The organism is Aeromonas sp. QDB11 (assembly GCF_027705265.1).
In the GTDB taxonomy this organism is placed as follows: domain Bacteria; phylum Pseudomonadota; class Gammaproteobacteria; order Enterobacterales; family Aeromonadaceae; genus Aeromonas; species Aeromonas allosaccharophila.
This window is the reverse complement of the sequence record NZ_JAPDBM010000060.1, coordinates 1-12,875: the sequence shown is the minus strand read 5'-3', so window position 1 is coordinate 12,875 and position 12,875 is coordinate 1. Positions and strand designations below refer to the sequence as shown.

Annotated in this window: 9 protein-coding genes; 3 read left to right on the top strand and 6 right to left on the bottom strand. The window is 62.1% G+C overall.

What is annotated here, in order from left to right; translation table 11 throughout:
• Window positions 1–177 precede the first annotated feature (177 nt).
• The 3 genes from OKC40_RS17505 (at window position 178) to OKC40_RS17495 (ending at window position 5,358) form a co-directional block, all read left to right on the top strand.
• The gene (locus tag OKC40_RS17505; RefSeq protein WP_270796258.1) at window positions 178–1,710 is read left to right on the top strand and encodes an efflux RND transporter periplasmic adaptor subunit; all 1,533 of its coding nucleotides are present in this window, start codon (window positions 178–180) and stop codon (window positions 1,708–1,710) included.
• A 73-nt stretch (window positions 1,711–1,783) separates the two neighbouring features.
• A complete protein-coding gene (locus tag OKC40_RS17500; RefSeq protein WP_270796257.1) occupies window positions 1,784–4,924 on the top strand; it encodes an efflux RND transporter permease subunit in 3,141 nt (1,046 codons plus the stop codon).
• A 71-nt stretch (window positions 4,925–4,995) separates the two neighbouring features.
• On the top strand, window positions 4,996–5,358 hold the full coding sequence (locus OKC40_RS17495; RefSeq protein WP_270796255.1) for a copper-binding protein: 363 nt from the start codon (window positions 4,996–4,998) through the stop codon (window positions 5,356–5,358).
• Window positions 5,359–5,476: 118 nt separating this feature from the next.
• On the opposite strand, the gene OKC40_RS17490 is transcribed toward OKC40_RS17495, so the two are convergent.
• The 6 genes from OKC40_RS17490 to OKC40_RS17465 form a co-directional block, all read right to left on the bottom strand.
• Entirely contained in the window at window positions 5,477–6,394 is a 918-nt protein-coding gene (locus tag OKC40_RS17490) for an iron-siderophore ABC transporter substrate-binding protein (protein WP_333563272.1), read from the bottom strand.
• 83 nt (window positions 6,395–6,477) lie between these two features.
• Window positions 6,478–7,281 carry an ABC transporter ATP-binding protein gene (locus OKC40_RS17485; protein WP_270796252.1) on the bottom strand — a complete coding sequence of 268 codons (804 nt, stop codon included), beginning with the start codon at window positions 7,279–7,281 and terminating at the stop codon, window positions 6,478–6,480.
• On the bottom strand, window positions 7,281–8,318 hold the full coding sequence (locus OKC40_RS17480) for a FecCD family ABC transporter permease (protein ID WP_043821272.1): 1,038 nt from the start codon (window positions 8,316–8,318) through the stop codon (window positions 7,281–7,283). The genes OKC40_RS17485 and OKC40_RS17480 overlap by 1 nt, the downstream gene beginning before the upstream one ends.
• Before the next feature lie 7 nt (window positions 8,319–8,325).
• On the bottom strand, window positions 8,326–9,342 hold the full coding sequence (locus tag OKC40_RS17475; RefSeq protein ID WP_019446608.1) for a FecCD family ABC transporter permease: 1,017 nt from the start codon (window positions 9,340–9,342) through the stop codon (window positions 8,326–8,328).
• Window positions 9,343–9,451: 109 nt separating this feature from the next.
• Window positions 9,452–11,419 carry a TonB-dependent receptor domain-containing protein gene (locus OKC40_RS17470; RefSeq protein WP_333563271.1) on the bottom strand — a complete coding sequence of 656 codons (1,968 nt, stop codon included), beginning with the start codon at window positions 11,417–11,419 and terminating at the stop codon, window positions 9,452–9,454.
• Window positions 11,420–11,697: 278 nt separating this feature from the next.
• Complete coding sequence (locus tag OKC40_RS17465; RefSeq protein WP_270796247.1) at window positions 11,698–12,501, bottom strand: siderophore-interacting protein; 804 nt, start codon at window positions 12,499–12,501, stop codon at window positions 11,698–11,700.
• Window positions 12,502–12,875 lie beyond the last annotated feature (374 nt).

The following is a 12,875-nucleotide window of genomic DNA, read 5'->3' as shown; positions in this document are numbered from 1 at the left end:
ACGCCCCGTTTGCCGCCAGCCCCTTTGGTGATGCCTTGCACCTCACCCGCCCGGCGGCCTGCACAAGAGAAGACGTATCATGTCACCAGCCCACTTTTCACCCACCAAGGTTGCGGCCTTCGCGGGCGCATTGCCCTCCTGCACGTTCTGCATGCAGATCCGCGCCGGAGGCCAATCATGAACAAGACAGTCCTAATGTCAGCCCTGCTACTGGCCCTCGGCGCCGGTGGCGGCTACTGGGCCGCCAAACAGACTGGCGACGGTGCAACCGCCAAAGAGAAGACGCCGCTCTACTGGGTCAACCCCATGGATCCCCGAGACAAGCGCGATGCCCCCGCCAAGGACAACATGGGGATGGACTTTATCCCCGTCTATGAGGAGCAAAAAAACGGCTCGCCGGGCACCGTCACCATCAGCCCCGAGATCCAGCAGAACCTGGGGGTGCGGCTGGCCAAGGTGGAGAAGCTGCCCATCCACCAGCAGATCGAGACGGTGGGTTACGTCGGCTATGACGAGGACAGGCTGGAGGCGATCAACGCCCGCATGGCGGGCTGGATCCGCACCCTCGCCATCAAGAGCGAGGGGCAGAAGGTGGCCAAAGGCTCCCTGCTCTACGAGATCTACACCCCGGATCTGGTCAACGCCCAGCATGAGTACCTGCTCGCTCTCAACACCAGCAATCCGCTGCTACTGCGCGCCGCCGAGGGCAAGCTGAAGTCGCTGCAGGTGCCGGCGGATCAAATTGCCACCCTCAAACGCAGCCGTCAGGTGCGCGAAACCATCAGCATTTATGCCCCCAGTAGCGGCTATGTGTCGGAGCTCAAGGTGCGCGAGGGGCAGTATGTGGAGCCCGCCGCAGCCCTGTTCAACATCAGTACCCTGCAGCAGGTGTGGGTCAGTGCCGAGGTGTTCGAACGCCAGGCGGCTCAGCTGAAAGTGGGCGATCCGGTCACCATGACCCTCGACTATGCCCCGGGCCGCAGTTGGCAAGGTAAGGTGGATTACCTCTACCCGACCCTCGATGCCGCTACTCGCACCCTCAAGGTGCGCCTGCGCTTTGACAACCCGGACGAGTTTTTGAAACCCAATATGTTTGCCAAGGTGAGCATTCGCACCGGGCAGGGAGAGCCGCAATTGGTGGTGCCGAGCGAAGCGGTAATCCGCACCGGCAGTCAGGATCGGCTGGTGCTGGCGTTGGGGGATGGCAACTTCAAGTCGGTCGCCGTCACTCTCGGCCCCCAGTTTGGCGACAAGGTTGCCATCAAGGCAGGGGTAGAGGCTGGGGATAACATCGTCAGCTCGGCCCAGTTCCTGCTCGACTCCGAGTCGGCCATCGATTCGGACTTCCAGCGTATGACGGCAGTACGTCTCGCCCAAGTGTGGACCCAGGGCGAGGTTGAAAGCATCGATCTGGCCAACCGTACCCTGATGGTCTCCCACCAGCCCATCCCCGAGTGGCAGTGGCCCGCCATGGAGATGGAGTTCACCGTCGCCGAAGGAGTCGACATCAGCAAGCTGGTCGAGGGGCAGACCCTGCACCTGCAGGTAATGCAGGAGGGGGAGGAGTACCGCATCACCACCATCCATCAGGAGAAGGCCCCCGCTACTGACGGCGACGCCAAGCGTGGAACGGATGAGATGGAAAAGATGGAAGGCATGGACCATAGCCAGCATCAGATGACGATGCCCGAGGTGGAGAAGAAGTCATGATCCCTGCCATCATTCGCTGCCTAGCAGGCAACCGCTCTCCGCTCTCTGTACTTGGTGAGAAAGGAGTTCAATCATGATCCCGTCGATTATTCGCTGGTCAATCGGCAACCGCTTTCTGGTGCTGCTATTGACCCTCATGCTCACCGCCTGGGGGCTCTGGTCGGTCAAACAAACCCCGGTGGATGCCCTGCCGGATCTCTCCGATGTGCAGGTGATCATCAAGACCTCCTACCCGGGGCAGGCGCCCCAAGTGGTGGAGGATCAGGTCACCTACCCGCTCACCACCGCCATGCTGGCGGTGCCGGGGGCCACTACGGTGCGCGGCTACTCCTTCTTCGGCGACTCCTTTGTCTACGTGCTGTTTGATGACAACACCGATCTCTACTGGGCCCGCTCCCGGGTGCTGGAGTATTTGAGTCAGGTTGCCCCCAATCTGCCCGCCTCCGCCCGCCCCCAGCTTGGCCCCGATGCTACCGGGGTGGGCTGGGTCTACCAGTACGCGCTGGTGGACAGAACCGGCAAACATGACTTGAGCGAGCTCACCTCCCTGCAGAACTGGTTCCTCAAGTACGAGCTGCAGACGGTGGAAGGGGTCTCCGAGGTCGCCACCGTGGGCGGCATGGTGCGCCAGTATCAGGTGCAGGTCGACCCGGACAAGCTGCGCGCCTACGGCATCCCGCTCTCCCTTATCGAAACCGCCATCAAGCAGGGCAATCAGGAGACCGGAGCTTCCGTCATCGAGATGGCGGAAGCGGAGTACATGGTCCGCTCCAACGGCTATCTCAAGAGCGTCAAAGACCTCAAGCAGATCCCCCTCGGCACCACTGTGCGCGGCGCCCCACTGCTGCTGGGGGACGTGGCGGATGTGGTCACCGGGCCCCAGAGTCGGCGCGGTCTGGCCGAGCTCAATGGCGAAGGGGAAGTGGTGGGCGGCATCATCGTCATGCGCTACGGCGAGAATGCCCAGCACACCATCGACGGGGTCAAGGCGCGACTCGCCCAGCTGAAAAGCAGCCTGCCAGAGGGGGTAGAGGTGGTCACAGTGTACGACCGATCCGACCTTATCCAGCGCGCCATTGACAACCTCTCCGGCAAGCTGCTGGAGGAGTTTGCCGTGGTGGTACTGGTCTGCCTCGCCTTCCTGTTCCACCTGCGCTCGTCACTGGTGGTGGTCATCACCCTGCCCATTGCCATTCTGGCGGCCTTTATCGTGATGCACCTGCAGGGGATCAACGCCAACATCATGTCGCTGGGGGGCATTGCCATCGCCATCGGCGCCATGGTGGATGGCGCCATCGTGATGATCGAGAACGTCCACAAGCATATGGAGCGGGAGGCGCTCACCGACAAGAACCGCTGGCGCATCATCACCGAGGCGAGCATCGAGGTGGGGCCCGCCATCTTCTTCTCCCTGCTCATCATCACCATGAGCTTTTTGCCGGTGTTCGCGCTGGAGGCGCAGGAGGGGCGGATGTTCCACCCCCTCGCCTTCACCAAGACCTACGCCATGGCCGCGGCTGCCGCGCTCGCCATCACGCTGGTGCCGGTGATCATGGGCTACTTTATCCGCGGCAAGGTGCTGGCGGAGCAGGCCAACCCCCTCAACCGGATGCTGACCCGCGGCTATATTCCGCTGCTGGGAGCGGTGCTGGCGCGCCCGAAAACCACCCTGGCCATCGCCGCCGTGGTGACGGTGGCGGGCTTCTGGCCGCTCAAGTATCTGGGCTCCGAGTTCATACCGCCGCTCGATGAGGGGGACATCATGTATATGCCCACCACAGCGGCCAATATCTCGGTGGGCAAGGCGCGGGAGATTTTGCAGCAGACCGACAAGCTCATTCGCACCGTGCCCGAGGTGCAGAACGTGTTCGGCAAGGCGGGTCGCGCCGAATCAGCCACCGACCCCGCCGATCTGGTGATGATGGAGACCAGCATCCAGCTCAAGCCACGCGATCAGTGGCGTCCCGGCATGACCCCGGAGAAGCTGAAAGAGGAGCTGGATTCCCTTATCCGCTTCCCCGGCCTCACCAACGCCTGGGTACCCCCCATCAAGACCCGCATCGACATGCTGGCCACCGGCATCAAGACCCCGGTCGGCATCAAGATTGCGGGGCCGGACCTCAAGGTGATCCAGCAGCTCGGCCAGCAGCTGGAACAGATCGTCGGCAAGGTGGAGGGTGCCTCATCGGTCTACGCCGAGCGGGTGGCCGGTGGCCGCTACGTGAAGGTGGATATCGACCGGCTGAAAGCGGCCCGCTACGGCCTCAACATCGCAGACGTGCAGGCGGTGCTCGCCACCGCGGTGGGCGGCATGGAGGTGGGCCAGACCATCGAGGGGCGCGAGCGTTACCCCATCAACCTGCGCTATCCCCAGAGCTATCGCGATTCGGTGGCGAGCCTCGAGCTGCTGCCGGTGGTCACCCCGAGCGGCGCACGTATCGCGCTGGCGGATGTGGCGCGGGTCTACATCAGCGACGAGGCCCCCATGCTGCGCAGCGAGAATGCGCGCCTCAACGGCTGGGTCTACGTCGATATTCGCGACCGCGATATCGGATCCTTCGTCGATGAAGCCAAGGCCGAGGTGGGCAAGCAGCTGGTGCTGCCGGCGGGCTACGCCCTCACCTGGTCCGGCCAATACGAATACATGGAGCGGGCCAAGGCGCGCCTCGCCTACGTGGTGCCGCTTACCATCGCCATCATTGTGCTGCTGCTCTATCTGGCGTTTCGCCGTGCTCAGGAGGTGCTGCTCATTCTCACCACCTTGCCTCTGGCGGTGGTGGGCGGGATCTGGACCCTCTGGCTGCTCGACTTCAACCTCTCGGTGGCGGTCGGGGTGGGCTTTATCGCCCTGGCCGGGGTGGCGGTGGAGACCGGCGTCCTGATGCTGGTCTACCTCAACCACGCCTGGGATGACCTCGTGGCCTGCGGCAAGCCGGACAAGGCGGGGCTGCACCGGGCGGTGATCCACGGCGCCGCCCTGCGCCTGCGTCCCAAGATGATGACGGTAGTGACCATTATCGCAGGCCTGTTGCCCATCATGTGGAGCCACGGCACCGGATCCGAAGTGATGCAGCGCATCGCCGCCCCCATGATTGGCGGCATGGTGAGCGCGCTGGTGCTGACCCTGCTGGTGCTGCCTGCCGCCTACTACCTGTGGCGCAGCCGAAGCCTGCAACAGCTGACCACCGCGGATCAGCAGGAGTCATCACACTGATGAACAGACCATTTTCAAGCGGACAAACAGCAACCCCGTTGCAACTCCATAAGCCAAACAAGGAAATCGGAATGAACTACAAGATGCTGACACTGACCCTGCTGATGGGCCTCGCTAACCACACCAGCCTGCAGGCTGCCGAAATGATGAACCATCAGGGCCATGACATGAGCCAGATGGGGCAAATGGCGGGCATGAACGAGATAGGCGACATGATGATGACCAAGGGGGTCATCAGCCGCATCGACGCGGCCAATGGCAAGGTCGGCATCAAGCACGAGGCGATCGACAACCTCAAGATGCCCGCCATGACCATGATGTTTCGGGTGGCGGATCCAGCCTTGCTCAAGGATCTGAAGGTGGGGGATGCCATCCACTTTCATGCCGAAAGCCAGAGCGGCAAGCTCACAGTGACAGCCATCCAACCGCAATAAACGGCTCTAGCTCGCCGAAGAGGTCACGATAGACAGTGACAACGCAAGAGGGAGGCATCAGCCTCCCTCTTCTTTGGTCAACCTGTTCGTGTGGTCAACCTCTGGCGCGCGATAGCACTCAGCTGCGGGTTGCCAGCAACTGCTCCACATCCTCGATCACCTTGAGGGCCGCCTGCGGGCCGCCGCTGGAGGTCCAGAGCGACCCGTCCACGGCGCCAAAGCGCTTGGCCTTGATCACCGGCAGTTGCTGGAACACTGGAGTCTGCTCCGCCTGACGCATGGCATCCACCGCATCACCGGTGGCACTCAGGGTACCGACCACCAGCCAGTCGGCATCCAGCAGATTGAGGGACTCCAGACTCAGCGCCGGTGAGTGGGGCGCGCCGGTACCCTGCTGCTTGCTTGGGCGCACCAGCCCCATCGACTCCACTACGCTGCTGGCAAAGGTGCCCTGATACATAAAGCTCGGCCCCTTGGGGTTCCAGCGCACTATGCTGATGCTCTCCCCCTGATGCTTGGCCAGCTTGCTGCGGGCCTGAGTCAACCGCTCGGCATACTGCAGCAAGAAAGTATCCCCTTGCTGGTCGCGGTTGAGGGTGTGGGCGGTGCGGCGGAAGCTATCCTGCCAAGGCTCACCCCACTTGCTGGTCACCACGGTCGGCGCGATCTCCCCCAGCAAGGTCAGCAACTCGGGACGGGTCTGGCCGGTCAGGATAAGGTCGGGCTCCAGCGCAATCAGCGACTCCAGATTGGGGCTGTCGAGATCACCGATCACCTGGATCCCCATGCCCGCCTTGTTCAGCAAATAGCGGGGCAAAGTGGGTTGACCACGGCCATTGACGGCGCCGATGGGGGTCTGCCCCAGGGTCAGGGTGCTGTCGAGTTCGAGCTCGCTCAGCACCACCACCCGCGTTGGCTGGACTGGCACCTGCACCTTCTGGCCAAACGCATCGGTCACTTCACGCATATCCTGCGCCTGAACCAGCGGCGCGGCCAGCATCAGGATGGCTGCTGCCAGGGCGGCAAAACGCTTCATCATCTCACTCCTTCTCGTTGCACGGCCCGGATAATCGGCCGCGTGAATACACTCTGCGGGCCCACAGAGCAGGCCCATATGACTCAACTCGCCGAACGCAGGGTGCGGCCATGTTCGTGGCGACGGGGCACGATAATGGGCGCCCCGTCGCCGGGGGCATGCAGAATGTCGACACTGGTCTGGTAGAGCCGGTCGATTAGATCCTTGGTCACCACCTCCCGGGCCGGGCCCATGGCGGCAATGGTCCCCTCGCCGATGGCGATCAACTCATCACAGTAGCGGGCCGCCATCGCCAGATCGTGGATCACCAGCAGCACGGTTTTGCCTTCGGCAGTGATGCGGTGGATTGACTCCATCACCTCGGTCTGGTGGCCGATATCGAGGGCGCTGGTGGGCTCGTCGAGCAGCACCATGTCGCTGTCCTGCGCCAGGATCATCGCAAGCCAGGCCCGCTGCGCCTGCCCGCCGGAGAGGGACGCGGCGCTCTGCTGCCAGATGCTTTCAAGCTGCATCCGCTCGCAGGCAATACGCACCATGCGGGCATCTTCCTCACCCCACTGATTGAACCAGCCCTGATGAGGGTGGCGGCCATACTGCACCAACTGCTCCACCAGAATGCCGGCAGGCAGGGTCGGCCGCTGGGGCAGATAGGCGAGCTCCCGCGCCAGCCCCTTCATGGGGTAGCTGGCAAGCGGCTTGCCTTTGAGCAGGATCTCGCCGCGTTGGGCTTTCATCTGGCCGGATAGCAGCTTGAGCAGGGTCGATTTGCCGCAGCCGTTGGGGCCGACGATCCCCACCAGCTTGCCCCTCGGCACGCTGAAAGAGATGTCCCGCAAAATGGGGGTCTGCTGATAGGCGAAGTGGAGGCGATTTACGGTGAGCGTCATCAGTCAGCCCTCTGGCGATCGTTAACGAGAAGAAACAGCAGCAACAGGCCGCCGAGAATACGGGTCATGATGCCGGTCGCCACCTCGTGAGGGCTGGCCAGCACCCGGACCAGGGTATCGCTGGCAAGCAGCAGCAGGGCGCCGCTGAGCGCCGCCAGCCAGAGCGGCACCACCCGGTCTTTCACCAGCCAGGAGGCAAGAATGGGGGCCGCCATAGCGATAAAGACCACGGGGCCGCCGATAGCGGTGCCGAGCGCCGCCACCAGAATGGCCTGCGCCAGAATGCCCAGTTGCACCCGATCGCCGTTGACGCCAAGTCCTCTGGCCATCTCGGGGCCAAAGCGCAGCACCGCCAGCGAGCGGGAGAGATAGACGATCCAGGGGCAGAGCAGCAGCAACAGGATGGCGATGGGGGTGATGGTGCTGTAACCCACGGCGATAAAGCTGCCCATATTCCACAGATAGAGGGAGCTCAGGTGCAGCAGGGCCTGAGTGGACATCACAAACTGGCCGAGCGCCTCGAACAGCTCGGAGAGGCCGATGCCGATCACCACGAACAGATAGCCCTGCTCACCCGGTTTACGGCAGAGGGCATAAAGCACCAGCGCCGCGAAGATGGCGCCGATGGGAGCCGCCCACCAGGGCCAGCTGCCCACGGTCAGGTAGAGGGAGAAGACGATGATGGCCAGAGAGGCCCCGTTGTTGACCCCCACCATGTCGGGTGTGGCCAGCCGGTTGCGAACCAGCGTCTGCACCAGACAGCCGGAGAGCCCCATGGCCGCCCCCGCCACTACCACTCCAAGGATGCGCGGCAGCCGGATCTTGAACAGGGTGAGCTGCTCAAGCCGGGTCCCCTCCCCCAGCAGGGTGTTGACCACCCCGGCAAAGCCGAGCTTGCCGCCGCCAACGCTCAGGGCCAGCAGAGCAAGCGCCAGCAGCGCCATGGCCAGCAGAGCCAGCCAACGCCAGCTCGGCAGATGGATCAGCAAAGAGCGGTTGCCGGCCCGCAGGCAGAGCATATCGGTAGGTGTGCGCATCAGCCCCTCACTTGACGGTCAGCAGGGTACGAAAGCCCCCGCGGTGGACGATGGCGATCAGCACAGGTGCACCGATCAGGGCCAGAATGACCCCGTTGGGCAGCTCGAACGGCTGGATCAGCCAGCGCGCCAGAATGTCGGCCAACAGCAGAAACAGCATGCCGAACAGGGCGGAGAAACAGACCTGCACCGACAGCTTCACCGGCTCCACCAATCGGCCACAGTAGGCGGCCAGAAAGCCGACAAAGCCGATAGGGCCGGCGATGGCGATGGCACTGGCGGTAAACAGGGTGGCGGCCAGCAGCACGCCAATTCGCACCCGGTTTGGGCGGATCCCCAGCGCCTGGGCCTGACTGTCCCCCATCTGCATCAGGGTCAGCTGGCGACAGAGCAGCAAGGTGATAACAAACGCCGCCAGCACGAAGGGCAGTACGGCTATGATGGCATCGAGATTGGCCGCCGACAGGGAGCCGAGGTTCCAGAAGCGGTACTGCTCCAGCACCATCTTGTTGGAGAGCAGCAGAAAGCTGGAGAGCCCGCCGAAGGTGGCGGAGAGCGCCACCCCGACCAGAATCAGCTTGAGGGGGTTGGAGCGGCCAATCATCATGCCGAGTCCCAGCACAATCACGTTGCCGAGCAGCGCGCCTAGTCCTGCCCAGAGCAGATAGCCGTAGGCGGACTCCACCCCAAACCAGGTAAGCCCCACCACCAGCGCAAAGACGGCCCCGGCGTTGACCCCGAGCAGACCGGGCTCCGCCAGCGGGTTGCGGGTCGCGCTCTGCAACAAGGAGGCAGCCAGAGATAACGAGGCGCCGACCACCATGGCGCAGAGGGTGCGCGGCAGTCGCAAGGTATTGAGCACCATGGCGAGCTTCTCGTCGCCAGCCCAGCGGGCATCCCCCATCAGGTAGCCGAGCACCTCGCGGGCACCATAAACACCCGCACCGGTGGCGAGCGAGAGAGAAAGCAGTACGAACAGGAGGAACAATCCCAGCCAGAACAGCGAGGTCTGGTCTCTAAACACCCTTTAACTCCTTATGATTGCAATGCCATCTTGTTGACACAAAAGCCGTCATCCGAGGTGATACCGTGGCAACAACGGAAGCCCGCCAGTGCGGGCTCCCGCTCAGCCATTACAGCTTGTAGGCCACACCGGCATAGACAGTGCGCCCGTAGAGGATCTGATCGGCCTCGGTAGCAACCCAGTCACGCTTGGTATTGGTCAGGTTGTTGAGTCCGAACTTCAGATCCAGTGCCCGGGTAGCGTTCCAGACTGCCCCGACATCCAGGGTGTGGAATCCTGCTGTCGTCTCATAGGTGGTGCCGCTCATGCGCGGAACCGGGAGGATCTGGCTGCCGGTGTAGTTCCAGCCGAGCTGGGTACTCAGGCTCTCGATGACCTGCCACTCCAGCTTGGCGTTGGCGGTATGCTCCGGGGTCCGATAGAGATCCTTGCCGCTGGTCTTGTCTTCCCCGTCGATCAGGGTGACGTTGCTGGAGAGGGTCAGGTTATCGGTGAGATCAAACCAGCCGCTCAGCTCCACCCCCTTGATACGGGCCTTGCTGACGTTCTGATAGGTCATCACCGCCGGACGCCAGGTGGAGGTCCATGCCTCGCTCTGGATCTTGTCCTTGATATCGTTGTGGAAGGCGGTAACCCCGGAGCCCCAGAACGAACCATCGTAGGCGGTGCCCAGCTCGTAGCTGACGGCGGTTTCCGGTTTCAGATCCGGGTTGCCTACCACGGCGCAGCGACCGCGACAGGCGGCTACCGCATAGTCCGGGTTGGACTGGGCAATGGTCGGCGCCTTGAACGCCTTGCCAATACCACCCTTGACCACCCAGTTGTCCGTCAGGCTGTAGAGGGCATAACCACGAGGGCTGAACTCGGTGCCATAGGTCTCGTGGTGATCGACCCGGCCACTCAGGGTCAACGCCAGATCGCCAAAGCCAAACTCATCCTGCAGATAGAGCGCGCTCTGGTTGACGCTGACATCGCCCCCCTTGAGGTTGACGTTATGCTTGAGTTCGGTGATGCGGTACTCGGCACCGCTGGTCAGCAGGTGGCTGCCCAGATTACCGCTCAGCTGGCCATCGAAGGTGTGGTTGGTCTGGCTCACATCGCCGCTGGTCTTGCTCAGCGCCGTCATCAGTTCGGAGTCGTCAAACAGGTCAACCTGCTCGAAGGCATAGCCGACCCGGCTGTCGAACTGCTCCCAACGGCCGACGTGAGTGGCGTTGAGTCCCAGTCGTTCCATCTGCTGGATATTGCGCGGCGTCTGGCCGTAGTTGTTCCAGTGGGCCTCCCGATCGTCTTTGGCGTAGTTCATCCCTACATCCAGATCCTGACGATCATCGATCAACCATTTGACGTTGGAGAGGATCCCCAGCTTTTCACGCTGCTCGATGGCATCGGCCTTGGGGTTGATGCTCTGCCCGCTCTGCCAGGCATCCCTGTGGTTCCCTTCCACCACCAGGTTGGCCAGCAGCTTGTTGTCGATCAGCGCCCCGCCCACATAGGCACTCGCCTTGTTGATATCCCCTCCGTGACCGTCGGTGGGGTCACTGAAGGTATAGGTGGCCGCCGCTTCGGTCTTCTCCCCGGGTTGGCGCAAGATGACATTGACCACCCCACCCAGCGCATCGGCACCGTAGAGGGAGGAGATGGGGCCACGGATCACTTCGATACGCTCGATGGCCGCCATCGGGATGGCGGAGAGATCGAAATCATTGCCATAACCGGAGGTTAGGGCATCGCGGGAGCTGATTCGCCGGCCATTGACCAGCAACAGGGTGTAATCCCCCTCCAGCCCGCGCAACTTGATCTCGCTGCGGCCGTAGCTGGTCGCAGGGCTGATATTGACCCCCGGCAACTGTTTCAGAGCGCCGGTCAGATCATTGACATTGAGCTTGTCGAGCTCGGCCCGGGTCACCACAGAGACGCTGGCCGGGGCGGTCAGCTCGCTGTGCCGGGTTTTACTCGCCGTCACCACCATAGTTTCATGAGCGGTGACAGGCGCAGTCCCTTGGGCCAGAACTGGCAGGGCAAAAAGGGACAACACCAGCGGATGCACTGCAAATCGTCGGGATGATGTACGCATCATCAACACTCCACATAAAACAACCAAGGCCAACACCACCGACATCCCTGTCTGACCTCGCCAGACCCGGTGCAAAGTGATGGAGTTCATTGGCATGAACAGTCGTCCATGCCCCATCACCCCGAACATCAGTGCATTACGGCAGGCCCTGCGTTGTGCTATGCCACTCGCAGCCATCAATAACAAAAGCGCCGTACCGACTGACATCGGGACGGCGCAATACTAAATGCAAATCATTTTTATTTGCAAGAGTGAATCAGGTATTCTTTCGCATCCGCTTAATTATCCATCACATCGTGACGGGTCTGGTGATAGGCCTCTTCACTCTTGCCCCGACGCCAGTACGGCACGGCGTAGAGCGACTGGCGATCCACCTCGAGCACAGACCGAAAATGGCGGCGCAGCGGCAGCACCAACGCCTCTTCCCCACCCAGCCAGAAGAAGCCACCATCGCGCACCAGCGGCAGAGCAATCACATGCTCCAGCAGGCCACTGGACTCGGGCTCACCGACAAACCAGTGACAGCGCACCCCGACCGGTAGCGTCAACGGTTGAGCATCGGCCTGATCCGGCACCAGAATCGCAATTTCCCCTCTGGCATCGGCAGGCATCACCTCACACATCGCCATGATGGCGGGCAAGGCGGTGAGATCCCCCACCAAGCAGTAGTGATCGGCCGATTGCAGCATGGGGTTGGGACCACCCGGCCCGGAGAGGATCACCTTCTCTCCCGGCTTGGCATGGGTAGCAAAGGCGCTGGCGGGCCCGCCGTCACCGTGCAGCACGAAGTCGATATCAATTTCCTGCTCATCACGGCGAAACGCGCGGATGGTGTAGGTGCGGATCACCGGCTTGTCAGCCGGGTCACTCCAGCGCGGGCCGCTCGGGGTCATGGCAGGCAGCACCGGCTCTACCTGATGGGGCTGGGCCAGCATCACCTTGATATGGGCTCCACCGCAGGTAAAGGGATAGTCAGCCAGCTCGCTGCCACCAAAAGTGATACGACGCAAATGGGGGGTGATCCGGGTAACGGCCTTGACGGTCAGCAGACGGGGGCGATTGGGAGGCAGAGATGGGGACACGATGGGGCTCCTCGTTGAGTGTGTCACCCATGCTACACGCAAATAGGAATTACTATCAAATAGGATTCCTTCTCGTCGGCCCCGGCGGGAGGGATGTGCAAGAGCCGCGCGATGTGGTGCAGCAATCGAGAGCTCGAGTGACGTGGATGCAATCCAGCCTCATGATTGTGCGAAGAAAGCCCTCGCCAACGGTCACCGGAAGTGGCGGTTCCATTTGCTTATTCGACCATTGTTTTTCGAGATCAAATTTTATTTCTCAATAAGTTTCCTATCCTTAGTGAAGCAGTTAATGTAAGCACCTCAGAGATCCCCTCATTTTTAGAGACTCAAATAATTCCAAGTGTGCGGGTATATAAGCGGTGTTGCTTCAGGTA

Excerpts from the sequence above, each read along its gene's own strand:
- OKC40_RS17480 (WP_043821272.1), bottom strand. The coding sequence starts at position 8,318 with ATGCGCACACCTACCGATATGCTCTGCCTGCGGGCCGGCAACCGCTCT.
- OKC40_RS17470 (WP_333563271.1), bottom strand. The coding sequence starts at position 11,419 with ATGCGTACATCATCCCGACGATTTGCAGTGCATCCGCTGGTGTTGTCC.
- OKC40_RS17500 (WP_270796257.1), top strand. The coding sequence starts at position 1,784 with ATGATCCCGTCGATTATTCGCTGGTCAATCGGCAACCGCTTTCTGGTG.
- OKC40_RS17485 (WP_270796252.1), bottom strand. The coding sequence starts at position 7,281 with ATGACGCTCACCGTAAATCGCCTCCACTTCGCCTATCAGCAGACCCCC.
- OKC40_RS17495 (WP_270796255.1), top strand. The coding sequence starts at position 4,996 with ATGAACTACAAGATGCTGACACTGACCCTGCTGATGGGCCTCGCTAAC.
- OKC40_RS17490 (WP_333563272.1), bottom strand. The coding sequence starts at position 6,394 with ATGAAGCGTTTTGCCGCCCTGGCAGCAGCCATCCTGATGCTGGCCGCG.
- OKC40_RS17505 (WP_270796258.1), top strand. The coding sequence starts at position 178 with ATGAACAAGACAGTCCTAATGTCAGCCCTGCTACTGGCCCTCGGCGCC.